We start from the raw sequence: 25,726 nt of genomic DNA, 5'->3' as shown, positions 1-25,726 counted from the left end.
AAACTACTCTTCTCTATCGACTTGAAATTTAGTGCGCTTACTGCCTTCATACATTTCGTATTTGACCAAACGCGCCTCCAAACTTCCATTAAATAATTTAATTTTTCGAGAAGGTTTTAGTCCCACAAACTTTAAAGCTTCCAAATTGGCGGTAATAAACCACGCATGAGTTCCGGGGTAATTTTGTTTCATGGTATCGCCCATTTCTCTGTAAAAACGTTCCAAGTCAATATCCAAACGTTCGCCATAAGGCGGATTGAATACCATTTGCAAAGGTCCGTCGGTTTCTTTTTTGGTATCAAAGAAATTTTGTTGCGTTATGGTAATGTATTCGTCAACATTGGCATTCTTTGCATTGTCTTTGGCTTTACTCACAGCACTTGGCGCTTTATCATAGCCTTTTATGGTATAATGAAATTCGCGAGTTCGCTTTAATAAGGCATCAATAATTTGATCAAACAAATCGTTGTCCCAGTCGTTCCATTTTTCGAAAGCAAATTCTTTTCGGTTGATGTTGGCCGGAATGTTGCACGCAATCATAGCCGCTTCAATCAATAAGGTTCCCGAACCACACATTGGGTCTAGAAAGTCTGATTTTCCTTCCCAACCTGAAAGCAATAACATCCCAGCGGCAAGCACTTCATTAATTGGAGCAATATTGGTTGCGGTACGATACCCTCTTTGGTGCAACGAAGCTCCCGAAGTATCTAACGCTACCGAAACTTGGTCGCGGTCAATATGAATGTTGATGCGTAAATCGGGAAATTCTTTATCAATGCTCGGACGAACGCCTGTTTTCTCACGAAATTGATCTACAATCGCATCTTTAGCTTTTTGCGAAACAAATTGGGAATGCTTGAAGTTTTCGGAATGAATAGTAGTATCAATAACAAAAGTTTGATTGGCATTTAAATACGTACTCCAATCGATTCCTTGTATGCCTTTGTAGAGTAAAGCGTCGGTTTTAGCTCGGAAATAGTAAATGGGTTTTAAAATTTTTAAAGCCGTTCGCAACGACAAATTGGCTTTGTACATAAATCCTTTATCGCCTTTAAAACTAACGGCTCTAGTACCTATTTCAACCTCTTGAGCGCCTAATTGTTGGAGTTCTTTGGCTAGTATTTCTTCAAAACCAAAAAAGGTTTTGGCAATCATTTTAAAATTTTCCATTTTTTACTTTCTATCGTAACAATTCCGTCTTGTTACCTTTTAAATTATATAAAACCAGCTTACTCATTAGCCCCGATTGAAGCGGCATCTTGTATGCCTGACAGGTTTCAAAAACCTGTTAGGTATGCAAATAGAGCGAAAAGCGGGAATAGGCATTACTGAAAAAGCCCGAGCCATTCGCTTCTAATTTTGAGAAACATTGGTTTTATCGTGCAAAAATACACTAAATTTGCACGTTACGAATTCATTTGAAAAGATAAATGTCAAAAATTGAAAATTCAAAAACCGAAAACTGGTTTGCCTCTTGGTTTGATACGCCTTATTATCACATTTTATACAAAGACCGAAACTATCGTGAAGCCCAGATTTTTATGGACAATCTGACGCATTATTTGAACTTGCCTGAAAAAGCAAAAGTATTGGATTTGGCTTGTGGCAAAGGCCGTCATTCGATTTATTTGAACCAATTGGGATTTGATGTGATTGGTGCCGATTTATCGGAAAACAGTATTGAAATTGCTTCTAAAAACGCGAATGACACCTTGCATTTTCAAGTGCACGACATGCGCGACTCCTTTGAAGAGAAATTTGACGCCATTTTTAATTTGTTTACCAGTTTTGGGTATTTTGAAAATGATGAAGACAATTTGAAAACGTTAATTGCCATTAAAGAAAGCCTTTCGGATTACGGATTTGCAGTGATTGATTTTATGAATGTGCATCACGTGATTCCGAATTTAGTGCCTGAAGAAACCAAGTCGGTTGACGGCATTGATTTTCATATTAAGCGTTATGTTGCCGACAATCATATCATCAAAGAAATTGATTTTGACGATCAAGACGAACATTTTCATTTTACTGAAAAAGTGCAAGCGCTTACTTTGGAAGATTTTCAAAGCATGATGGAAGAAGCTGGTATTTATTTACTGGATACTTTTGGCGATTATAAATTGAAAAAGTTTCACAAAAATACCAGTGAACGCTTGATTATGATTTTTAAATAAAATGGATTTGGTTATGCGTTAATTTGGTTATTCAACCATTTTACAAATAACCAAATAACCAAATAACCAAATACCCAATTAAATGAACTACATATTACCTTTAGTATCAGTATTACTTGGATTTTCAATTGCTCTTTTTTTTAAACCAAAAGACAAGAAGAATTTAAAGTTATTATTGGCGTTTAGCGGTTCGTTTTTGCTGTCGCTAACTGTGATGCATTTGCTACCCGACGTTTATGAAAGTGGCAATGCCAAAGTTGGGATTTTTATCATGGTTGGGATTTTGTTTCAAATTATCTTGGAATTTTTCTCTAAAGGCGCCGAACACGGTCATGTGCACGGTCACGATAAAATGACACAAATGCCATGGTTGTTGTTCATCAGTTTGTGTGTTCATGCATTATTAGAAGGTTTTCCTGTTGGACATCACCACGATTTAGCCCTCGGAATTGCCATTCACCACTTGCCTATCGCCATTATTTTAACTACTTTTTTCCTTCATGCCGAATTGAATAAAACAGCGTTATTTTTATTCATGCTCACGTTTGCAGTAATGACGCCGTTAGGCACATTGGTCTCGGATAATTTTCCACTATTAAACGACTATTACACCGAAATTACCGCCGTGGTAATTGGTATTTTATTCCACATTTCCTCTACTATTATCTTTGAAAGTAGCGAAGGTCATAAGTTCAATATCGCTAAAATTTCTGTGATTATTTTAGGAATTGTATTGGCTTGTTTTGTCTGAAACATTCAGCTGTAAACAAAAAACTTTGTACCTTAGTGCCTCAGAATTTTAGCACCTAAAAATGAACTTCACCAAAACCACCGAACAGTCGTCCAAATACGAACATTTAGAACAAATGTCGGTTGCCGATTTGTTATTCAACATTAATAAAGAAGACAAAACCGTTCCGCTAGCGGTGGAAAAAGCAGTACCACAAATTGAAGCTCTAGTTTCTAAAGTGGTTGAAAAAATGAAACTGGGCGGACGCCTTTTTTATATTGGCGCTGGTACTTCGGGACGTTTGGGAATTGTAGATGCATCGGAATGTCCGCCAACTTTTGGTGTACCATTTGACATGGTCAACGGAATTATTGCCGGTGGTGACAAAGCCATTCGCAGAGCCGTTGAAAATGCCGAAGACAATACCACTCAAGCGTGGATGGATTTGCAAGAGCAAAACATTGAAGCAAATGATGTGGTAATTGGAATTGCAGCTTCAGGAACGACTCCATATGTCATTTCGGGATTGGAACGATGTAAAGAAAATAATATTGTTACTGGTTGCATTACTTGTAATGATGGAAGTCCGTTAGCCTTAACAGCCGATTATCCAGTAGTAGTAGTCGTTGGACCCGAATTTGTAACTGGAAGCTCAAGAATGAAAGCCGGTACCGCACAGAAATTGGTTTTGAATATGATTTCTACGGCAACCATGATTCAACTTGGAAAAGTGAAAGGCAACAAAATGGTGGACATGCAATTGAGCAACGACAAATTGGTAGATCGTGGTGTAAAAATGATTATGGGAGAAATTCCAGTAGACTATGAAACCGCAAGCGCTTTATTAAAAGAATTTGGCAGTGTTCGAAAAGCTGTAGATAATTGGAAATAACACAAATAAAAAATACTATGAAAAAACTACTTTTACCTTTCATTCTATTGTTTTCAATAGCAGCAACGGCACAAGAAATCACCTTAGAACGCGGAAAATATTATGTAAACGGAAGCCAGATTTCGACTAGAGAAACCAAAAAATTATTGGAAACCAATTACAAAGCCTTGCGCACATTCCAATCGGGATTGAGTAAAGAATCGACTGGTGGGTTTTTAATTGGGTTTGGTGGTGCCTTGGTAATAACCGATTTGGTGGTGGGTTTAGTTTCTGATGTGCATTATCCTACAGTAGCCACTTATGTGGGTGTTGGTTCTTTAATTGCAGCCATTCCTATTATGTCTGGAAAAAATAAAAAAATTAAAGAAGGAATTGATTTATACAACAACGGATTGAAAAATGTGGGAACAAACGACTCCGATTTTGAAGTCAATTTTATTGCCAACCAAAGAGGCTACGGCATCCAAATACGTTTTTAATATGGCAACGAATAAAGAAGTTTTAGCAAAAGGTGTAAAATATTTGTTTGGTGCACTTCCAATGATGTTTATTGGTCCAGTGATTTTTTACAATTCGTTAATGAACAAGCATACCGATTGGCATTATCTTGTTTTGGTGATTGCCTGTCTTATTTGTATCGCTTCGGTTATTCTAGCCTTTATAGGGTTGAATTTAATGGTAAAAGCATTGTTTGATGGAGATAAATAATTCTTATTTAGAAAGTGTAAAAAAGCAATTTCTCTATTATAAAACACTTGGAGAAAAAGCCATCGATCAATTGGAACCCGAACAGTTATTTATAGCTGTTAATGAAGACACCAATTCGATTGCTACCATTATCCAACACATTTCGGGCAACATGTTGTCGCGTTGGACTGATTTTCTAACTTCCGATGGCGAAAAAGAATGGCGCAACCGCGATGGCGAATTCGAAACCACTATCCAAACTAAAGAAGAAGTTCTTGAAAGTTGGAGCAAAGGTTGGGATTGCTTTTTTAATGCCTTAAACTCATTAACACCCGACCAACTCACCACTATTATCTACATTAGAAACGAAGGCCATACGGTGGTAGAAGCCATCAACCGCCAATTGTCACATTATCCTTATCATATTGGGCAAATAGTTTTTTATGCCAAAATGCTCAAAAAAAGTGAATGGAACAGTTTGTCTATTCCTAAAAACAAATCCAATTCGTATAATGCCGATAAATTTGCCAAAGAAAAAAGCATCAAAAATTTTACCGATGACGAATTAAACAAATTGCAATAACAAAAATCAAGCTCAAAAATCAAGCTCAAAAATCAATATCAAATTCAATGTCAAACTATAAATTTCTGTCATTATTCTCAATATTTATAATACTTTCCTCTTGCCAAAAACAAGTAGAATGCCATCCGAAAGAGTTTAAAACCGGAACCTTTGAATTTGTAAAAGAAATTAAAGGCAAAAAACAAACGACCACATTCATTCGTACCGATAAATTGCAAATCGAAACCTATCAAGGTAGAACTGATACCGCTTCGGTGCGTTGGGTTAACGATTACGAATTCATTCTGCAAAAATTACATCCTAGAAATATGGCCGAAGAAAAAGCCATTTCGATGCGTATCATTTCCACTAAAGATAAAACCTACACCTTCGAATATTCGATAGTAGGCGACTCCAAAAAACAAATCGGAACTGTAACAAAAATCAAATAATCTCGTAAAACAACTTTACCAATTATAAATTCATACAAACCATGATGGAATTAATCACCAATCCAAATGCTTGGATAGCCCTTTTAACACTGACGTTTTTAGAAATTATTTTAGGAATCGACAACATCGTTTTCTTATCAATTGTTTCGGGAAAACTTCCTGCAGCAGAACAACCCAAAGCACGCCGCATAGGGTTAACCCTTGCTATGGTATTCCGAATCATCTTGCTTTTCGGAATCACTTGGGTATTGAGCTTGCAAGAAACATTAGTAAGTGTCGATTGGGGATTTTTTGAAGCGCACATCACTGGTCAAAGTTTGATTATTTTTGGTGGTGGTTTGTTTTTGTTGTACAAATCCGTTTCCGAAATTCACCACAAAATGGAAGGTGAAGAAGAAGGAACCAAAGGAAAATCGGCTTCTGGATTGTCTGCAGCTGTAATCCAAATTGCCTTATTGAACATCGTCTTTTCGTTTGATAGTATTTTAACTGCCATTGGAATGATCAGCATGAAAAGTCCGGCCGAAGGTGGTTTTGGTCCCGATGGTGCCATCGCTATTATGATTTTATCCATCGTAATTTCTATCGGAATCATGATGATTTTTGCCGGACCCGTTTCTAAATTCGTTAACGATCACCCAACCATCCAAATATTAGGATTGTCGTTCTTAATTTTAATTGGTGTGATGTTAATTGCCGAAGGTTCGCACTTGGCACACTTCCGTTTTGGCAACGATGTAGAAGTAACCAGCATCCCAAAAGGTTACTTGTATTTCTCCATTTTCTTTTCGCTATTTGTGGAGTTTTTAAACATCAAAATGCGCAAAAACAACAAAGCCGTCAAACTTCATAACAACGAAATAATCGACAAAAAATTAAAAGACGACGACATTACCAATTAGAAGCGAGCGGCTTGGGATCTATCAGTGAAGGTACCCGAGCCCTTTGGGCGAACGGAGCGTAGCTAATTCCTGCTGTACGTTACAATAAAAAATGCCTCAAACAACGAGGCATTTTTTATTTTCGCTCCCATCAGGGCTAGATAGTAAAGGTATTGAATACCGTTTATTGCTATGATAATCCTATTATCTTACCATCGTTATCAATATCAATGCGCTCGGCATTTGGAACAGCAGGTAAACCTGGCATACGCATTACATCACCGAGCAACGGAACGATAAATCCGGCACCACTAGCAATTTCAAACTCACGAACGGTAATATTAAAATTCGTAGGTCTTCCAATTATCTTTTCATTATCCGAAAAACTGGCTGGAGTTTTGGCCATACAAATCTGAAATTCATGAAACCTTAACTCGTTAATCATTTTCAACTGCGACTTCGATTTGGGAGAAAACTCCACGGAATGGGCACCATAAATTTCTTTGGCAATAGTATTTATTTTCTGTTCAATCGAATCTTCCTTTTTATACAAAGGTTTATAATTTGCTTCACCTTTATTGATTTCAGCAACTACTTTTTCAGCCAATTCCGCCGAACCTTTTCCGCCATCTACAAAAGCCGTACTCACAATTGCGGTAACACCTTTTGCCAAACACAAGGCTTTTAGTGTATCATATTCTGCTTGAGTATCCTCTGGAAAAGCATTGATACTCACCACCGGATTGATCCCAAATTTCTGAATGTTTTCAATGTGCTTTTCTAAGTTGCAAAATCCTTTTTCAATGGCAGCAACATTTTCGGTTTTAAAATCTTCTGGACCCAAACCAGCATGATGTTTGATAGCACGAATTGTTGCAACTAAAACTACAGCGTCAGGCTTTAACCCAGATTGTCCACATTTGATGTGAAAGAATTTTTCAGCTCCCAAATCGGCACCAAATCCTGCTTCAGTAACTACATAATCACCAAGTGAAAGTCCCATTTTGGTGGCAATTACGGTATTAGTACCTTGTGCAATACTCGCAAACGGACCGCCGTGTAAAATTGCTGGATTTCCTTCTAACGTTTGGACTAAATTGGGTTTTAAAGCGTCTTTTAATAAAACAGCCATGGCACCTACTACTTTCAAATCGCGTGCAAAAATGGCTTTACCGTCCAACGTTTTTCCAATATAAATATTGCCCAAACGGAATTTCAAATCTTCTAAATCTTTAGACAAACACAAAATCGCCATCACTTCGGAAGCTGGCGTAATATTAAATCCGTCTTCTCTCATTGTTCCATTAGTCTTAGCGCCTACTCCAATGATAATATGACGTAACGAACGGTCGTTCATGTCCATCACACGTTTCCATGCGATAGATTTTGGATCTAAATTCAACGAGTATTTCGGATTTTGAAGATTGTTATCAATCACCGCAGAAAGTAAATTATTCGCTTTTTCAATTGCCGAAAAATCACCAGTAAAATGCAAGTTTATATCTTCCATTGGAACTACTTGTGCATAGCCACCGCCGGCAGCACCACCTTTCAACCCAAAAACAGGTCCGAGTGACGGTTCGCGTAACACACCAATCGCTTTTTTACCAATGTAATTCAGTCCATCGGTTAAGCCAATTGACATGGTAGTTTTACCTTCACCATATTTGGTAGGCGACATGGCCGAAACCAAAATGAGTTTCCCTTTTGGGTTTTCAGATTGTAACGAAAGTGGCAATTTGGCTTTATATTTTCCGTAGTATTCTAAATCGTCTTCTGGAATGTTTATTTTTTCGGCTATTTTACGAATGTGTTGCAAGGTTGCACTTTGAGCAATTTCAATATCGGATGGAAATGTTGACATTTGTATTTTAGTAAAATTTGAAGTAAAATGAGTTGCGTTGTTTGAAAATCAAATAAAAAAAACCTACAAGATTATAAAACCTTGTAGGTTGAAAAATTTATTCTAATGACAAGGTAATTTGTCCGTCGTCATCTAATTCTGTTTGAATGCTATCCGTGACATTATCATCACCCGAAACCTCCATTTCTTCTGGAGCTTCTTCTTCAGGTTCTTCAAAAGGCAACGGCTCTAGAAGATTAACTTGTTTTAATTTATCGGTTGTCAATTGATTTCCAAGGGCTTTAATTCCTTTTATGGTTATGAATTGCTCCATATCAATGGTTTGGCTGTCTTTTTGAACGCCTTTCACTTTGGCAAAAACAATTTCTGCCACAGGACGCCAATCGGTAGAAACAATTTCCAATTGCGATTTATCGTGTTCGGTGATGAAAACTTCTTCTTTATTTTCGTTTTCAACTAAAAAACGTTTGATAAAATAGCGTTCTTTTTCACCATCATAATAAATACACGAAATAGGTTTCTTCGGATTCCATTTTTCCAACACAATCATGTCTTCGTCAAAATGCGTCGTCAATTCGGGTATAATGGTTTTCAATTTCCCAGCTTGATTGATGATTAGTAAACGGTCATTTGGACGGAATTCTCCGAGCAACTCACCTCTTCCATCTACATTCAAACGCTGAACCGTATCATCAAACCAAACTTTTCTTGGGCGCAACGTTGAAATTCCTTTCTCTTTCAATTCGATTTTCTTAATCGGATATTTGGTCACTGTATTGCCACGAGACGCACGACCTTTAATAGCAATATCTGAAAAATCAACATCCCATTTTAGTTTTTTTACACTGCCCACTTGTCGCAACAAAATGGTCACTACTTCGGCTTCTCCATTGGGATTCGCCGAAAAATAAGAGACTTGAGATCCTGGTTTTTCTTGAGTTAAATCGTAAAATTTATCACGTGTCACACCCGAAACATTGAAACGTTTGATGAAAGTGGAACCATTTTTACCATCACGATACATCATATTGTAAATGGTACGCTTGTCATTTTTATCAAAAACCGCAATGTGAATGATGTCTTTGCCTACGAATTTCTTGTCATCGACTTTGGAAATCATCATTTTTCCATCGCGAAGGAAGACAATTACATCATCAATATCAGAACAATCGGCTACGTATTCGTCTTTTTTCAAACCCGTTCCAAAGAAACCTTCTTCTTTGTTTACGTATAATTTTGTATTTCTTAAAACTACTTTGGTAGCTTCAATGTTTTCAAAACTTCTCAATTCCGTTTGACGCTCGCGACCTTTTCCGTATTTTTCTTTTAATTTGGCAAAATAATCAATGGCAAAATCAATCAGATTGTCTAAATGATGTTGCACTTCTTTCATTTCGTCTTCCAATTTGGCAATAAAATCATCTGCTTTATCGGAGTCGAAACGTGTGATACGAATCATCGGAATTTGCGTTAATTTTTGCAAATCGTCGTCTTCAATATCACGAACAAATGATTTTTTGAATGGCTCAAATCGTTTGTACATGTACTCGTAAAGCGATTCTCTATCCGAATACAATTTGAAGTCAATATACATTTCTTCACGAATGAAAATCTTTTCTAATGTCGAGAAATGCCATTTATTTTTGAGTTCTTCCAACTGAATTTCAAGCTCTTGACGCAGCAAATCAACGGTTCTATTGGTTGAAATTTTCAACATATCAGAAACACCGATGAACAGTGGTTTATTATCTTCAATTACACAACCTAAAGGTGCCACAGACGTTTCACAAGCCGTGAAAGCATACAAAGCATCAATAGTTTTATCGGGTGAAACTCCTGGGAATAAATGAATTAGAATCTCAACTTCTGCCGCAGTATTGTCCTCAATTTTCTTGATTTTGATTTTTCCTTTTTCGTTGGCTTTCAAAATACTATCAATCAAAGTCGAAGTATTCGTTGAAAACGGAATTTGAGTAATCACCAAAGTTTGTTTATCCAATTGTGATATTTTGGCACGAACACGAACACGTCCGCCACGCAAACCATCGTTGTAATTGGAAACATCGGCAATTCCAGCTGTTTGAAAATCTGGGTATAAGGTAAACGGTTTTCCTTTTAAAATTTTAATCGAAGCATCGATAAGCTCATTGAAATTGTGAGGCAACACTTTGGTTGATAATCCAACGGCAATTCCTTCAGCACCTTGGGCCAAAAGCAATGGAAACTTTACAGGAAGATTGTTTGGTTCGGCACGACGACCGTCATACGACATTCCCCAATCGGTGATTTTTGGCGAATACAACACTTCCAAAGCAAACTTTGACAAACGTGCTTCAATATATCTCGAAGCCGCAGCGCTATCACCTGTTAGGATATTTCCCCAGTTTCCTTGACAGTCAATCAACAATTCTTTCTGACCAATTTGCACCATGGCATCACCAATACTCGCATCTCCGTGAGGATGATACTGCATCGTGTGTCCCACTACATTGGCCACTTTATTGTAACGACCATCATCCAACTCTTTCAATGAGTGCATGATACGACGTTGCACAGGCTTGAAACCGTCTTCAATAGCAGGCACGGCACGCTCGAGAATTACATACGAAGCATAATCCAAAAACCAATCTTTGTACATTCCTGTAACTTTGGTGATGGTATCTTCTGGATTCTCGTCGTTTTCGTAGAAATGATTCCCAGTAGAAACGATGTCTTCAAAACCTTCATCTACATTTTCATCATTGACGGAATTGTCTAACGCATCGTTCGTTTCTTCTTCGTTAATATTATCTTCTTCGTCTTTCATATTAAAAGTCAAAAGTCAAAAGTCGAAAGTCAAAAGACTTTAATATTGACTATTTATTATTATTCTTTTTGCTCAATAAATACTAGTAGTTTGTGCTATTTTTCTACTAATTCTTTATCCAATTCTACTTTCAAATTGTTGATGATGAACGTTTGTCTGTCGGGTGTATTTTTACCCATATAAAACTCCAATAACGTTTCAATTGATGTCGCTTTATCTAACATTACGGGATCCAATCGAATGCTTTCTCCAATAAAATTCTTGAATTCATCAGGCGAAATCTCTCCCAAACCTTTAAATCGGGTAATTTCTGGTTTTGGTTTTAATTTTTCGATGGCATTGATACGTTCTTCATCGCTGTAGCAATAAATGGTTTCCTTTTTATTTCGTACCCGGAACAAAGGCGTTTGTAAAATATACAAATGTCCTTCTTTAATCATTTCTGGAAAAAATTGGAGGAAAAACGTGATTAATAACAAACGAATGTGCATTCCATCGACATCGGCATCGGTAGCAATTACGATATTATTGTAGCGCAAATCTTCGATGCTTTCTTCAATATCTAAAGCTGCTTGAAGCAAATTGAATTCTTCATTTTCATACACAATTTTTTTGGTCATGCCATACGAATTTAATGGCTTACCACGCAAACTAAAAACCGCTTGTGTATTTACATCACGACTTTTGGTAATGGATCCCGAAGCCGAATCACCCTCGGTTATAAAAAGCGTACTCTCTAAACTTCGAGGATTTTTAGCATCCGTTAAATGCACACGACAATCGCGTAGTTTTTTATTGTGCAAACTTGATTTCTTAGCGCGATCTTTAGCTAGTTTACGAATTCCTGAAAGTTCTTTACGTTCGCGTTCGGCTTGCAAAATCTTGCGCAAAAGCAAATCAGCCACTTCTGGATTTTTATGTAGAAAATTATCTAACTTGGTTGTAATAAAATCATGAATGAATGTACGCACGGTTGGACCATTCGGACCCACATCATTAGAACCTAATTTGGTTTTGGTTTGCGATTCGAAAACAGGTTCTTCCACCTTAATCGAAACCGCAGAAACAATCGATTTACGAATATCGGATGCTTCAAATCCTTTGTTGTAATATTCACGAATGGTTTTTACAACGGCTTCACGAAAGGCATTTAAGTGCGTTCCTCCTTGTGTCGTATTTTGTCCATTTACAAACGAATGGTATTCTTCGGAATATTGCGATTTACTGTGCGTTAACGCAATTTCAATATCATCACCTTCTAGATGAATGATCGGATACTGCATATCTTCCTCCGAAATGGTTTCTTCGAGCAAATCTTTTAATCCGTGCTCCGACAAGTATTTTTCCCCATTGTAATAAATCGTTAAGCCACGATTCAAATAACAATAGTTTTTGAGCATCTTGATGATGTACTCGTTTCGGTATTTGTAATTTTTAAAAATGGCTTCATCTGCAATAAAAGCCACTTTGGTACCTTTACGCTTAGTAGTTTCTTGAACTTCTTCTTCGATTTTCAAGTTTCCTTCCGAGAATTCGGCAGCTTTTTGTTGGTTATCACGAACCGATTCCACACGAAAATAGTTCGACAACGCATTCACCGCTTTGGTACCCACTCCGTTCAAACCCACCGATTTTTTGAATGCTTTGGAATCGTATTTTCCACCCGTATTCATTTTGGAAACTACATCTACAACTTTCCCTAGTGGAATACCACGACCATAATCGCGAACAGTAACGAGTTTGTCTTTAATGGTTACTTCGATTACTTTTCCAGCACCCATTACAAATTCGTCGATACAGTTATCGATTACCTCTTTGAGAAGAATGTAAATTCCATCATCTGGAGAAGAACCGTCACCAAGTTTCCCGATGTACATACCGGGACGCATACGGATATGTTCTTTCCAATCGAGCGAGCGAATATTATCTTCGTTATATTGTGTTTCTTGAGCCATTTTAAAATGTATCGAATTTGCGCTAATATAGTGCATTTAGAGGCATTTTAAAAATGATATTTATCAAAGTTATTAAGAATGTTTTTGACAATTTTAATCAAGAAAATAGAGCATAGAAACTAAAAAAAAGACTTTAAAATCTACTGATAATGACAAAAAATTCCTGAATCAGTAACCGTCCAAAAAGCAGCTTTTTGATTGGCTTTTTTTAGCGCTTCGTTTGCCCAAGAATTGCAGGTGTGAAACAAACTGTATTTGCCTTTAGCTTCATAAAAACTATCATTTTTGCCGTAGGTTGTTGCCGGAATAAACATTGGATTATCATGAACATCATACTGAAAACTATCTTCAATATAAGTGATCAACTTTTGATAATTTTCTTTAGAAATGGCGATTTTAACACAATTCTTATTTTCTGTAATAACACTATAAAATGTAGTATGAATGGCTGTACTTCCTAAGGCAAATGCGGCATTAAAAGCGGTACTAGCTTTCAAATCAGACCATTCGGGCGTGTCGAGATAAAAGCCTTTGTCGCCCCAACCCAAAGCGACAAATTTTGCGGTGGTATCTTTAGCTTGCGTGTGTTCAATTTTGATTTGAGCACTCCAATCTTTGATTTCGTTTTTATATGGCACCACAATATCCGTATGCACCCCATTGGTTTTTATGTAAATGACAACATCTTCAGTCTGATTTTCAGCAGCTGCATTTACCGTTATTCTTGACAACAAAAAAGCAGATACAACATAAACTATTAGAAATGACAAAATACCTAAAACTAGTTTTTTGATGATTCTGAGAGATTTTTTGAGAATTTTCATTTATTGTTCACTATTTTTTTATCGGATACGCTGCTTGATACTCCATACCTTCTAAATGAAGTAATTTTCTAAAATCGGCACGTGTTGGTGATAAGACTATATGTGTGGTATCGCCATCTTGAATCACAACATCACGATGAATTTTTAGTTTATTTTGAATTAAAACCGCATCCCTTTTTGTGCCCAATTGAACCAAATTAACCCCTGAATTATGGAATGTAAGACAACTTACTTTATACGAATTGGATTCTTTTCTATTGAGAATTAGACTTGATTTAAACTCTTTGGCAACCTCATTTTCTGCAAAAGAAAAAAGCGTATCTTGACTTTTAACTTGCCAATAAATGGTATCTTTTTTCACCCAAGCTTTTGATGTTTTACCCGTTTGTTTATCAACAACTTGGTTGTTTTTAAATGAAATTTCTGGAATTGAATCCAAATCTTTTTGAGCCACTTCCATCGTATCAATTTGATTCAAATAGATTGATTTAGGATTGATGGTAATTTGATGAGATTCATCCATTGCAAATGTTCCTAGGTACTTATTTGGAAATGAATTAATGGATGTAACATTTAACGGTTGTGGTTGGTCAAATTGAATAAAACTGTCGGACAAAACGGATTGTTTACAAGAAACCAACAAAACAGCAGTAACAAAAACGAAGATTACTTTTTTCATGGGAAGATTTTTTTTTGGAACAATCCAAATGTTGTGCCAAAAAAAAACCGCAAAATCTCTTTTGCGGCTCATCTGTTTTCTATATTCTTTTCTCTATTTTTCTGAAAACTATACATTAAAACGGAAATGCATCACATCACCATCTTTCACGATATATTCTTTTCCTTCTACACGTAGTTTTCCAGCCTCTTTACATTTAGCTTCTGAACCAAAAGAAGAATAATCCTCAAATGCGATAACCTCAGCACGGATAAAACCTTTTTCAAAATCGGTGTGGATTACGCCAGCTGCTTTAGGAGCCGTATCACCAACGTTAATGGTCCAAGCACGTACTTCTTTTACACCAGCAGTGAAATAGGTTTGCAATTTCAATAATTTGTAGGCGGCACGAATCAAGACTGCCGAACCTGGCTCGGTCAACCCCATATCTTCTAGAAAAACTTGACGTTCTTCATAGCTTTCTAATTCGGTGATATCGGCCTCTGCTCCTACTGAAAGTATGATTACTTCAGCATCTTCATCTTTTACTAATTCGCGTACTTGATCCACATATTTGTTTCCGTTTACTGCCGAACTTTCGTCTACATTACACACATACAAAACTGGTTTGTTGGTAATTAATTGAAAATCTTCTAACAATTCAACTTCGTCTTGATTTTGTGGTTCAACCGTTCTAGCTGATTTGGCTTGCAACAACGTTTCGCGAATTCTATCTAAAAGTGCTTTTTCAACTTGAGCTTCTTTATTCCCAGTTTTGGCAGCACGATTTACTTTTTCTAGGCGTTTTTCAACGGTTTCTAAATCTTTTAATTGCAATTCGATATCAATCGTTTCTTTATCACGAATCGGATTTACATTGCCATCAACGTGTACAATATTATCGTTATCAAAACAACGCAATACATGAATAATAGCATTACATTCTCTGATGTTTGCCAAGAATTGATTCCCTAAACCTTCACCTTTACTGGCACCTTTCACCAAACCTGCAATATCAACAATATCAACGGTTGCCATTTGCACACGCTCTGGCTTCACCAATTCTTCTAGACGAACAATTCGTGGATCAGGCACATTAACTACACCAATATTAGGCTCAATAGTACAAAACGGAAAGTTAGCACTTTGCGCTTTAGCATTGGATAAACAATTAAATAAAGTCGATTTTCCTACGTTTGGTAATCCTACAATTCCTGCTTTCATATCTATTTGATATTTTTTTTATTTTGTGATATGTAACGCAAAAAGCGTTTCATTATACGTTATATTTTTTAAAAGTGTGCAAATATAGTCTAATAAAATCAAGTTACAAAGGCATTAATGTATGAGAAACCTTTTAATGCTCTTCTTCAATAGCATTGATAATTCCTTGCTCTTCGTCGGTGGCAGTTAAACCTGAAATATTCCAATAATCTGAAAGTATGACATTTTTTTTATTGAAAAGTGTTTTGTCTTTAAAAACATCACTTTCACTAAAACTATACTTTTGTTCACTAAAATTAGTGGTTACAAAATAATTTCGAACTTCAATAGTACTCGTTCCTTTTTTATTGATTTTTTCAAAACCGATTTCTTCTTTGGAACTCATTAAATAATAACTTGACCCATCGTTTCGGTAGATGTTTTTAAATAATGATTTATAGATATTCTTAGATCCTACAGCTGTTTTATCTTTTGCATTAGCCACTTTAGAAGGTGAAACCGACGAACTTGCTTCAATAATTATTTTCTTTTTTTTATCGTATAGTATTGTATAATCATCCAATAACCCTTTGGCCTTATCTAAAGGTGTTACAAACATAATATAATAGTCATTGTTAGCAGAATACGATTTAACCACAAAATCATAATCTTTTTTTGCCCGAGATTCCAGAATTGGATTTAAGTATTTAAAATTATAATAATTCTCCATAATATCGTTCAAATTATACCCTAATAAATCATTACTCACATCGGTATCTAACAAACCATAAGAACGATTTTGTTCCACAAGAATATCTGTTTTAAAATTTTTCTCTTTTCCCGAAATCTGAAAATTAATCAATCCGTCATTATAATAAGAATAATTACCGTTGAGTTTAAAAAATTCACGAGCATAGATTTTTAATCGAGCTGGTGTAGAAAGTTTCTTAATAGAATTTTCTACAATACTTTTCAAAATTTTTTGTGGATGCTGTTTGGTGATGATAATTTCATCGAGATTCTGAACATTGCTTTTCAAAACCACCACAGTCACTTTATCTTTGAGCGTTGTGGATCTAATAGTAACGGTTGTATAGGAAGTATGCGTAATCTGAATATTGGAAGTACCACTCAAAACAAAAGTCACAACACCTTGAGCATTACTCAAAAATGATTGCTTTGATTTAAGGATAAAAACAGTAGCATCTTCGATAGGAAGATTGGTTTCTGCATCTTTTAAAACAATAGAAATCTCGGTATTTTGAGCATAACCATTTGATAGTAAAATCAAAAAAAGTAGGGCAAGGACTTTTTTCATACCAATTCAGGTTTTTAACAAAAATATTAAAAAATTGTTAAATAACTACATTTTAATCTACTTTATAAGAAAAAAATAAATCATATATTTGTTAAACTAACGAAACCAATACCAAATTATGAAAAAAATTACACTATTATTATTTTTAATTTCGATTACAACGGCATTTGCTCAAAAGCAAATTTCTGGTAAAGTAAAAGACAATACTGGCGCTCCTTTAATTGGGGTTAATATTGTTGAAAAAGGCACCAACAATGGCGTTTCGACAGATGCAGACGGAAGTTTCAAAATCAAAGTAAAACAAGGTGCTACATTAGTTTTTACTTATGTTGGCTACCAATCGGTCGAAAAAAGCACCGATAATACTACGGTTGATGTAACACTTTCGGATGCGCAATTATTGGATGAAGTTCAAGTTGTTGTGGGCTCTAGAAGTTCCAAACGAACCGTTATCAATTCTACTGTTCCTATTGATGTGATTAATGTGAAGGACGTCACAACTCAAAGTGGAAAAGTTGAAATTAATGAACTGTTGCAGTATGTAGCACCGTCGTTTAATGCGAACAAACAATCAGGTTCTGATGGTGCCGATCACATAGACCCAGCTTCATTAAGAGGAATGGGACCCGATCAAACACTGGTTTTAATCAACGGAAAAAGAAGACATCAATCGTCTTTAATTAACCTTTTTGGAACTAGAGGAAGAGGAAATACAGGTACCGATTTGAATGCAATTCCAGCTTCATCCATCAAAAGAATTGAAATTTTAAGAGACGGTGCTGCAGCACAATATGGTTCTGATGCGATTGCTGGCGTTATCAATATTGTTCTAAATGACAATGTAAATGAGCTAACAGGCGCCGTGAGTTATGGAGCTTATGATACGCATGCTAAGGGTGATTTTTTACCAGGAACTCCGAACACACCTGGCTTCAGATTGGATCAAAATGGCAATGGAAATAGTTATGGAAAAGACAAACGATTTGATGGAAATTCATTGAAAGTAGCAGCAAATTATGGCGTAAAACTTGGAAAAGAAGGCGGATTCATTAATGTAACCACCGAATATTTTTCAAAAGATAAAACGTTACGTCCTGGTTTTGATTTTCGAAAAGGTTTTGGAGAAGCTGAAATTAAAAGCATGAATGTGATGGCCAATATGATGGTTCCTGTGACTAAAAATATCGAATTTTATGCTTTTGGAGGTCGAAACGATCGCAATACCGATGCTTATGCCTTCACTAGAAATGATGGTGAACGAGTAGTTGAATCTATATATCCAGGCGGATATACACCTCGAATCACTTCTAAAATCACAGACAATTCGATTGCTGGTGGTTTTAGAACAAAAACAGACAGCGGTTGGAAAATCGATTTGAGTAACGCTTACGGAATAAACAATTTTGATTACCGTATTAAAGGAACGTTAAACGCCAGTTTGGAAGGTGCATCACCAAGAGAATTTAATGCTGGTGGTTTCAGTTTGAGTCAGAATACAACCAATCTTGATTTTTCAAAAAATTTCAAATCGGTTTTAAATGGATTTAACTTAGCTTTTGGTGCTGAATATCGTATGGAGAAATACAAAATTGGTGCTGGAGAAGTTGGTTCTTATGCTACCTACGATACTAATGGTGTTCCCATTACAGATCCAACAACACAATCGGCTCCTATCGACCCTATTTCTGGCAACCCAAGACCAGGTGGCTCTCAGGGATTTCCAGGTTTTAGTCCTAAAAATGTGGTTAACGAAGGTAGATCGAGTAAATCCTTATATGTGGATACCGAACTGGATGTATCTAAAGAATTTTTAATGAGTGCGGCACTTCGCTATGAGAATTACAGTGATTTTGGAAATACGTTAAATCTAAAATACGCGTATCGTTTGAAACTTACCAATCAAATAAGTTTGAGAGGTTCGATGAGTACCGGATTTAGAGCGCCTTCATTGGCACAAATTTATTTCAATACCAATTTCACGAACTTCAATTCAAGTGGGGCTACCGAAGTCTTGCTTTCTGCAAATGACAGTCCGGTTACCAAAGGATTTGGAATCGACAAATTGAAAGAAGAAAAATCTAACAATGGTTCGGTGGGTATCACTGGAAATTTCAAAAACTTCACGGCTACTATTGATGGATACTTAATTAACGTAAAAGACCGTATCGTACTTACTGGTTATTTTGACGCCACGGCTTTGAATCTAAATGTTGATGCGGCGCAATTCTTCGTAAATGGCGTAAACACCAAAACTATGGGACTTGATTTTGTTTTGGCTTGGAAAAAATCATTTGGCGATAACAAATTCGGAGCTACTTTAGTAGGAAATACCAATCACATGAAAGTTACTAAAGTTAAAAATGGTAATCTAGACCAAGAAACCTTCTTCGGAGCTCGTGAAATTGCCTTTTTAAGAGCATCGGCGCCGAATAGTAAATTTGGTTTAAACCTGAATTACTCTAGAAGCTTTTTTGATGCTGGAATGGCTTTTACCCGATTTAGCAAAGTAGTTTTAGTAGACTATGCAGGAATGGACAACGTATACAACGCAAAAGTTGTAACTGATTTAACCCTTGGATTCAAATTATCCAAACAATTCAAATTGAGTATCGGAAGCAACAATTTGTTTAACATATATCCAACCAAACAAGACGAATCGGGTAATACTGAGGCTGGTGGTTATTGGGACTCTGTTCAAATGGGATTCAGCGGTGCTTATTACTACACCCGATTAGGATTCAAATTCTAAATAAAAAACATTTCATTCTTAAAATCCTGAACGTAATTGTTCAGGATTTTTTGTTAGAATTATGTAAATCATACCCTTTATTATATAACACGCACACCTTATTGTAATTGTAATTTTGACTTATATAAATTTAAATCTAAAAATTATGAAAGCAATTCCAATGACTATAGCATTATTTATAATACCTTTTATAATGCATTCGCAAAATGAAAATGTATTGAAGACTGTTGAAGTTAAAACTACGACCATTAAAGATTCTGAAGGAGAAAAGAAAATTGTAAAAACCGTAGAAACAAAAGAGGTTCAAAAAGTAGCGTTAGGTGAAGAAAAAGCCAACACATTGAACATTCCACTTGTGGATAGTCCTGTAACCGTAGAAACCAAAACCAAAGTAAGTGTTGATGGCGTTGTTCAATCTATCGATGTAGACCGTTCTGCTATTTATACCTTAGAAGGAAAAGAATACAAAGTTGCATTAGGCAAAACCGGATATACTATCAGCAACCCCAAAAGTAAAGATGTAGCGTACTTAAAACGAACTTCCAACAATAATTATATTTATAAAACTAAGAATAAAACCGCTGTCGGCTATTTTGATGCGAATGGGAATCTCATTTTAGAGACGTATGATGAAAAAACAGACCAAGTTATTCTTGAAAAATATAATTTGGTGAAGCCCTAATATATTTTAATTAAAAATCCCGAGCTACTAACTCGGGATTTTTTTTATTCATTATGTAAAAATGATTGTCTATTTAAAAGTGTTTCTTCACTTTCTACGTGGTTATCATCCGGAATACAACAATCTACAGGACATACCGCAGCACATTGTGGTTCTTCGTGAAACCCTTTACATTCCGTACATTTTCCGGGAACTATGTAGTACACATCGTCTGAAATAGGAGTTTGCGCTGCCTCAGCATCAATTTCGGTTCCGTCAGGTAATATTATTTTACCTTTGAGTTTAGTTCCGTCTTTGTACCTCCAATCGTCAGCTCCTTCATAAATTGCAGTGTTCGGACATTCTGGTTCACATGCGCCACAATTAATACATTCGTCGGTGATTATAATTGCCATTGTATCGTATTTTATTAAAAATAAAAAAGAAAAGTTTTCTTCTGATTAAAATTCTATCTTTTCTCTTTATTCTATTTTCTATTATCTTATTTTTGTGCAAAATTACAATCAAAACTATTCATAAACAAGCTACCAATGTTACAAATCGAGAAAAAAAAGTGTTTTATTGAATTAGGTCGTTTTTTGAACCAATTTTCTTCAGAAAAATCGGTTCGGAATGATGCCGTTTTAAACAACGATTTGTACTACGATGATTTTATTCGCTTGATCGAATTGTCACAATCACACAACGGTTGGTTTACACCCGAACAAGTATATCATTCCATTCAATCGTGGGCCAAAGCCCTAACCGAAGAAAATTTAAATCATTGGCTTTCTAAGTATGATTTTTCAAAAGTACATTCCAAAACCGTTGGTTTAATTTTAGCAGGAAACATCCCACTTGTAGGGTTTCACGATTTTTTATCGGTATTAATTTCGGGTCATAAGGCACTGGTTAAAACGTCTTCAAACGACCAACATTTAATCAAATTTTTAGCCAATTATTTGATTTCCATTGATCCAAAAATTAAAAATTATATTTCTTTTACCGATGGAAAATTAGAAAATTTTGACGCCGTAATTGCCACTGGAAGCAACAATACGTCTCGCTATTTTGAATACTATTTCAAGGACAAACCCAGCATCATTCGTAAAAACAGAAACTCAGTTGCTGTTTTAGATGGTACCGAAACCCACGAAGACCTGGTGTTATTAGGAGAAGATATTTTCAGGTATTTCGGATTGGGTTGTCGCAATGTCTCTAAATTTTTTGTTCCAAAAGAATACGATTTTCAACCTTTTTTTAAAGCCATTTACGAATATAAAGACGTTATTTTCTACGAAAAATATTCCAACAATTACGATTACAATAAGGCCGTTTTCCTAATGAGCAATTTTAAATTGTTAGACAACGAATTCTTAACTTTAAAAGAAGATGCAAGCTATGCCTCTCCTATTTCTTCAGTTTTTTACGAATATTATGATCATCTGGAGGATCTTAGAAAGCAGTTGGAAAACGATGCCGAACAAATTCAATGTGTGGTTTCTAAAAATTTAGTGGAACACAGTATTCCGTTTGGAAAAACACAACAACCCGAACTTTGGGATTATGCCGATAACGTTGATACTTTAGAATTTCTATTGTCAATTTGATTGAATTATTCTCTAAAATTATTATAAACTATTACGTTTTCGTTAATAACATAGCCTTATTATTGCCATATTATAATCACTTTTTCAATAGCTATTTCCGAAATTTGCATCTTTAATTTTTGGAAATTAACCATGAAAAAACACAACTACAGCGCAGGTCCTTGCATCTTACCGCAAGAAGTATTCGAAAAATCAGCACAAGCTATTTTAAATTTTAATAATTCCGATTTATCGATTTTAGAAATTTCTCACAGAAGTAAAGATTTCGTTGCCGTTATGGACGAAGCTCGAGCTTTGGTTTTAGAACTTTTAGGCTTAGAGGGAAAAGGGTATCAGGCATTATTTTTAGCTGGTGGTGCGAGTTTAGAATTTCTAATGGTGCCTTATAATTTAATGAAAGTTGACGGTAAAGCTGCCTATCTTGACACTGGAACTTGGGCTAATAATGCCATTAAAGAAGCCAAATCATTCGGTGAAACTACTGTTGTCGCTTCTTCAAAAGAGCAAAATTACAATCACATTCCGAAAGATTATACTATTCCAGCTGAAGCCTCTTATTTTCATTGCACCAGCAACAATACTATTTTTGGAACGCAAATGAAATCATTTCCAAACACTAATATTCCTGTGGTTTGCGACATGAGTTCCGATATCTTTTCCAGAACATTAGATTTTTCAAAATTTGATTTAATCTACGCTGGCGCTCAAAAAAATATGGGTCCGGCCGGTACTACTTTAGTGGTAGTTAAAGAAGAAATTTTAGGAAAATCGGGCCGATCGATTCCGAGTATGTTGGATTATGAAAAACACATCAAGGCAGAAAGTATGTACAATACACCGCCGGTTTTTCCCATTTACGCCTCTCTTTTAACTTTACAATGGTTAAAAAATTTGGGTGGAATTGCAGCAATTGAAAAAATCAACGAAGCCAAAGCTACTTTACTTTACAACGAAATTGACAGAAATCCATTATTCAAAGGAACTGCAGCGGTTGAAGATAGAAGTACAATGAATGCAACATTCTTATTAAACGACGAAAGCCATGCTCCTATTTTTGATAAAATGTGGAAAGAGGCTGGAATTTCTGGATTACCTGGTCATCGTTCTGTAGGTGGTTACCGTGCGTCTATGTACAACGCCCTTCCATTAGAAAGTGTTCAAGTGTTAGTAGAGGTCATGAAAAAATTGGAAGAAGTAGTAAGCTCCCAAAAAGTAGCCACTGTTTAAATAAAATATAATTAAAAAATGAAAGTATTAGCCAACGACGGTATCTCTAAAAGCGGTATTAAAGCTTTAGAAAAAGGTGGTTTTGAAGTAATCACAACAAAAGTTGCTCAAGAACAAGTTGCCAATTTTATAAATTCAAATGATGTTTCGGTACTTTTAGTACGAAGTGCCACTAAAGTTAGAAAAGACATTATCGATGCGTGTCCCGGACTCAAAGTAATTGGTCGTGGCGGTGTTGGAATGGACAATATCGATGTGGAATATGCGCGTGCCAATGGAAAACACGTTATCAATACACCGGCATCTTCTTCAGAAAGTGTGGCCGAATTGGTTTTTGCACACCTATTTACAGGCGTTCGATTTTTACACGATTCCAATAGAAATATGCCGCTTGAAGGCGATACTAATTTTGAAGGTTTGAAAAAAGCCTACGCTAATGGTATCGAACTTCGTGGTAAAACCATCGGAATTATCGGTTTTGGTAGAATTGGTCAAGCAGTCGCTAAAATGGCACTTGGACTTGGAATGAAAGTCATTGCTGCCGATAAATTTGTCAATAATGCAGAAGTAAGAGTGGATTTTTACAACGGACAATTCATCAATGTTGACATCGTTACCGAATCATTGGAAGATGTATTCAAACATTCGGATTTTATTACACTACACGTTCCTGCTCAAAATGGTTACGTAATCGGTAGAGAAGAATTTGCTCAACTGAAAGACGGTGTTGGAATTGTAAACTGTGCTCGTGGTGGCGTAATCGATGAAGTTGCCCTAATTGAAGCTTTGGATAATGACAAAGTATTGTTTGCTGGTTTAGATGTTTTTGAAAACGAACCCACTCCTGAAATTCAAATTTTGATGCACCCAAAAATTTCGTTAACACCACATATTGGTGCAGCAACTTTGGAAGCTCAAGACCGAATCGGAACCGAACTTGCCGAACAGATTATCGGAATTTTGAAAAAATAAAATCTCCATTTTTATAAAAAAAAGTCCAAATCTAACGTGTTTAGGTTTGGACTTTCTCTTTTGTAGAATTACTATGACATTTGATTAGAAACTATTCAAACTTTCCTATCTTTGATAAAACTAAAACTAAAAAACTATGTTTGAACAACTTACACAATTAATAAACCAATTTGGTGGCGATGCTGTAATTAACAATCCAGCAGTACCTAACGAACATAACGATGCTGTTATGGAGCACGCAAGTGGTTCTATTTTAGACAGCTTGAAAAACATTGCTTCACAAGAAGGTGGCATGAGTCAATTAACAAACATGTTGCAAGGAAACGGAAGTATCGACAGTTCCAATCCTGCTGTACAACAAATTACCAATCAATTAACGGGTAGTTTAGGTGAAAAATTCGGATTAAGTGCTGATGCCGCATCAAGTGTCGCAAGTGGATTAATTCCGAATGTATTGGGATCACTTCTCAATGGATCTAATTCTAACGGAACTGGAGGTGGTATTATGGATATGCTTTCAAAATATGGCGGTCAATTGGGTCTCGATCAAAATCAAGATGGCAAAGTTGATGTAAGTGATGCTGTTGCTGCAGTTTCTAGTAAAGGTGGTGGTTTCTTAAGCGGAATTTTTGGAAAATTATTTGGAAAGTAATTTTTGTTAAACACCACCCATAAACAATTCATTTTTAGTAACTTTATGTCCAAATTATAAGATTATGAAAAATTTACTTTTCATCACATTATTTTTGGTACTATTGATGGGTTGTAAGGCACCTAAATCTGGTTCTTTAGCAAATAATACAAGTGTCGCTAAACCATCGGATACCATTAGAATTGCCAATGATTCTCTGGAATATGAAGTCATCATCATTGATGCCGGTTTCAATACATGGCTGAATGCTCAAGCCAAACCTAGAGGATTTTACACGGAAGATTATCTTGAAGGCCGCAATCGAATTTATGTGGCCGAATGGAATAATCGCGCCATGCAACCACAGCGATTCAATCCGAATCTCTATGAAATGCAAATCAATTACAATTATAACATTCACTACGGATATGAAGTGAATTACCTCATTTACAATTATTTCATGTATTTTCAAATGGCCCACAAACAACAACTCTCCGGATTTGTTCCCAGACCTTAATTTGAGTAAATTTGTACCACTTTTGTAATCATGGAAAATTTTAAAGAGCGTTGGAACATTACTTCAAATTGGCAGGTTTTTGTCATTATTTTGGTATTTGCCATTACAGGTTCTACGGCAGCCATGATTTCTAAACCCATATTGCACGCTTTAGGAATCTCCAAAGAAACCCACCACATAGCATTATATGTATTATTATATATTTTAATAATCTTTCCAATCTATCAAATTCTTTTGGTGGGATTTGGCTTCCTTTTTGGCCAATTCAAATTCTTTTGGAAATTTGAAAAAAAAATGCTTCGTGCCCTAAAACTAGGATTCATTGCTGATTTTTTTGAAAAATAAAAAAGGAA

Annotated in this window: 25 protein-coding genes; 16 read left to right on the top strand and 9 right to left on the bottom strand. The window is 35.8% G+C overall.

The features are described 5' to 3' along the window. Window positions 1-3: 3 nt before the first annotated feature. The gene (locus ACODSI_RS03700; protein WP_488915500.1) at window positions 4-1,170 is read right to left on the bottom strand and encodes a THUMP domain-containing class I SAM-dependent RNA methyltransferase; all 1,167 of its coding nucleotides are present in this window, start codon (window positions 1,168-1,170) and stop codon (window positions 4-6) included. A gap of 260 nt (window positions 1,171-1,430) precedes the next feature. Here ACODSI_RS03700 and ACODSI_RS03695 point away from each other — a divergent pair, with 260 nt between their 5' ends. The 8 genes from ACODSI_RS03695 (at window position 1,431) to ACODSI_RS03660 (ending at window position 6,399) form a co-directional block, all read left to right on the top strand. Continuing rightward, window positions 1,431-2,174, top strand: a complete 744-nt coding sequence (locus ACODSI_RS03695) for a class I SAM-dependent methyltransferase (protein ID WP_488915499.1) — start codon at window positions 1,431-1,433, stop codon at window positions 2,172-2,174. Window positions 2,175-2,256: 82 nt separating this feature from the next. After that, window positions 2,257-2,925 (top strand): ZIP family metal transporter, encoded by a 669-nt coding sequence (locus ACODSI_RS03690; RefSeq protein WP_488915498.1) that lies wholly within the window; start codon window positions 2,257-2,259, stop codon window positions 2,923-2,925. 61 nt (window positions 2,926-2,986) lie between these two features. Beyond that, window positions 2,987-3,796: an N-acetylmuramic acid 6-phosphate etherase gene (gene murQ / locus ACODSI_RS03685; protein ID WP_488915497.1), complete on the top strand. Its 810-nt coding sequence runs from the start codon at window positions 2,987-2,989 to the stop codon at window positions 3,794-3,796. Window positions 3,797-3,813: 17 nt separating this feature from the next. Continuing rightward, window positions 3,814-4,275: a hypothetical protein gene (locus tag ACODSI_RS03680; RefSeq protein WP_488915496.1), complete on the top strand. Its 462-nt coding sequence runs from the start codon at window positions 3,814-3,816 to the stop codon at window positions 4,273-4,275. Window position 4,276: 1 nt separating this feature from the next. Further along, complete coding sequence (locus ACODSI_RS03675) at window positions 4,277-4,504, top strand: DUF6095 family protein (protein WP_488915495.1); 228 nt, start codon at window positions 4,277-4,279, stop codon at window positions 4,502-4,504. Continuing rightward, on the top strand, window positions 4,491-5,066 hold the full coding sequence (locus ACODSI_RS03670) for a DUF1572 family protein (RefSeq protein WP_488915494.1): 576 nt from the start codon (window positions 4,491-4,493) through the stop codon (window positions 5,064-5,066). Before ACODSI_RS03675 ends, ACODSI_RS03670 begins: the two co-directional genes overlap by 14 nt. Window positions 5,067-5,113: 47 nt before the next feature. Continuing rightward, window positions 5,114-5,497 (top strand): DNA topoisomerase IV, encoded by a 384-nt coding sequence (locus ACODSI_RS03665; RefSeq protein WP_488915493.1) that lies wholly within the window; start codon window positions 5,114-5,116, stop codon window positions 5,495-5,497. 41 nt (window positions 5,498-5,538) lie between these two features. After that, on the top strand, window positions 5,539-6,399 hold the full coding sequence (locus ACODSI_RS03660; protein WP_488915492.1) for a TerC family protein: 861 nt from the start codon (window positions 5,539-5,541) through the stop codon (window positions 6,397-6,399). 169 nt (window positions 6,400-6,568) lie between these two features. Here ACODSI_RS03660 and ACODSI_RS03655 read toward each other — a convergent pair whose 3' ends face one another. The 7 genes from ACODSI_RS03655 to ACODSI_RS03625 all read right to left on the bottom strand — a co-directional run bounded on the left by ACODSI_RS03655 (window position 6,569) and on the right by ACODSI_RS03625 (window position 17,006). Further along, entirely contained in the window at window positions 6,569-8,242 is a 1,674-nt protein-coding gene (locus ACODSI_RS03655) for a formate--tetrahydrofolate ligase (RefSeq protein ID WP_488915491.1), read from the bottom strand. Window positions 8,243-8,339: 97 nt separating this feature from the next. Then, the gene (locus ACODSI_RS03650; protein WP_488915490.1) at window positions 8,340-11,048 is read right to left on the bottom strand and encodes a DNA gyrase/topoisomerase IV subunit A; all 2,709 of its coding nucleotides are present in this window, start codon (window positions 11,046-11,048) and stop codon (window positions 8,340-8,342) included. Between the two features lie 95 nt (window positions 11,049-11,143). Beyond that, window positions 11,144-13,003 (bottom strand): DNA topoisomerase IV subunit B, encoded by a 1,860-nt coding sequence (locus ACODSI_RS03645; RefSeq protein ID WP_488915621.1) that lies wholly within the window; start codon window positions 13,001-13,003, stop codon window positions 11,144-11,146. Window positions 13,004-13,143: 140 nt separating this feature from the next. Then, a complete protein-coding gene (locus ACODSI_RS03640; protein WP_488915489.1) occupies window positions 13,144-13,827 on the bottom strand; it encodes a TIGR02117 family protein in 684 nt (227 codons plus the stop codon). A gap of 10 nt (window positions 13,828-13,837) precedes the next feature. Further along, window positions 13,838-14,506: a hypothetical protein gene (locus tag ACODSI_RS03635; protein ID WP_488915488.1), complete on the bottom strand. Its 669-nt coding sequence runs from the start codon at window positions 14,504-14,506 to the stop codon at window positions 13,838-13,840. Between the two features lie 108 nt (window positions 14,507-14,614). Next, window positions 14,615-15,709, bottom strand: coding sequence for a redox-regulated ATPase YchF (ychF, locus tag ACODSI_RS03630; protein ID WP_488915487.1), 1,095 nt, complete (start codon window positions 15,707-15,709; stop codon window positions 14,615-14,617). Between the two features lie 133 nt (window positions 15,710-15,842). Next, window positions 15,843-17,006, bottom strand: a complete 1,164-nt coding sequence (locus tag ACODSI_RS03625; RefSeq protein WP_488915486.1) for a hypothetical protein — start codon at window positions 17,004-17,006, stop codon at window positions 15,843-15,845. Between the two features lie 118 nt (window positions 17,007-17,124). Between ACODSI_RS03625 and ACODSI_RS03620 the strand changes: the two genes are divergently transcribed. Both ACODSI_RS03620 and ACODSI_RS03615 read left to right on the top strand, forming a co-directional pair. After that, the gene (locus ACODSI_RS03620; RefSeq protein WP_488915485.1) at window positions 17,125-19,755 is read left to right on the top strand and encodes a TonB-dependent receptor; all 2,631 of its coding nucleotides are present in this window, start codon (window positions 17,125-17,127) and stop codon (window positions 19,753-19,755) included. A 145-nt stretch (window positions 19,756-19,900) separates the two neighbouring features. Then, window positions 19,901-20,437 carry a hypothetical protein gene (locus ACODSI_RS03615; protein ID WP_488915484.1) on the top strand — a complete coding sequence of 179 codons (537 nt, stop codon included), beginning with the start codon at window positions 19,901-19,903 and terminating at the stop codon, window positions 20,435-20,437. A gap of 44 nt (window positions 20,438-20,481) precedes the next feature. Here the strand turns inward: ACODSI_RS03615 and ACODSI_RS03610 are convergent, their stop codons facing one another. Next, window positions 20,482-20,832: a 4Fe-4S dicluster domain-containing protein gene (locus ACODSI_RS03610; protein WP_488915483.1), complete on the bottom strand. Its 351-nt coding sequence runs from the start codon at window positions 20,830-20,832 to the stop codon at window positions 20,482-20,484. Window positions 20,833-20,967: 135 nt separating this feature from the next. On the opposite strand from ACODSI_RS03610, the gene ACODSI_RS03605 reads away from it, so the two are divergent. The 6 genes from ACODSI_RS03605 to ACODSI_RS03580 all read left to right on the top strand — a co-directional run bounded on the left by ACODSI_RS03605 (window position 20,968) and on the right by ACODSI_RS03580 (window position 25,718). Continuing rightward, complete coding sequence (locus ACODSI_RS03605; protein WP_488915482.1) at window positions 20,968-22,026, top strand: acyl-CoA reductase; 1,059 nt, start codon at window positions 20,968-20,970, stop codon at window positions 22,024-22,026. A gap of 132 nt (window positions 22,027-22,158) precedes the next feature. Further along, window positions 22,159-23,253, top strand: coding sequence for a 3-phosphoserine/phosphohydroxythreonine transaminase (gene serC / locus ACODSI_RS03600; RefSeq protein ID WP_488915481.1), 1,095 nt, complete (start codon window positions 22,159-22,161; stop codon window positions 23,251-23,253). Window positions 23,254-23,271: 18 nt separating this feature from the next. Then, on the top strand, window positions 23,272-24,225 hold the full coding sequence (locus tag ACODSI_RS03595; protein ID WP_488915480.1) for a D-2-hydroxyacid dehydrogenase: 954 nt from the start codon (window positions 23,272-23,274) through the stop codon (window positions 24,223-24,225). Window positions 24,226-24,361: 136 nt separating this feature from the next. Further along, window positions 24,362-24,877: a DUF937 domain-containing protein gene (locus ACODSI_RS03590; RefSeq protein WP_488915479.1), complete on the top strand. Its 516-nt coding sequence runs from the start codon at window positions 24,362-24,364 to the stop codon at window positions 24,875-24,877. Window positions 24,878-24,941: 64 nt separating this feature from the next. Then, on the top strand, window positions 24,942-25,373 hold the full coding sequence (locus ACODSI_RS03585) for a DUF6146 family protein (RefSeq protein WP_488915478.1): 432 nt from the start codon (window positions 24,942-24,944) through the stop codon (window positions 25,371-25,373). 30 nt (window positions 25,374-25,403) lie between these two features. Beyond that, window positions 25,404-25,718, top strand: coding sequence for a DUF6787 family protein (locus tag ACODSI_RS03580; RefSeq protein WP_488915477.1), 315 nt, complete (start codon window positions 25,404-25,406; stop codon window positions 25,716-25,718). The last annotated feature ends 8 nt before the right edge of the window (window positions 25,719-25,726 follow it).

Source organism: Flavobacterium sp. FG139, from assembly GCF_057809695.1.
This window is presented reverse-complemented; position numbering and strand designations above follow the sequence as displayed.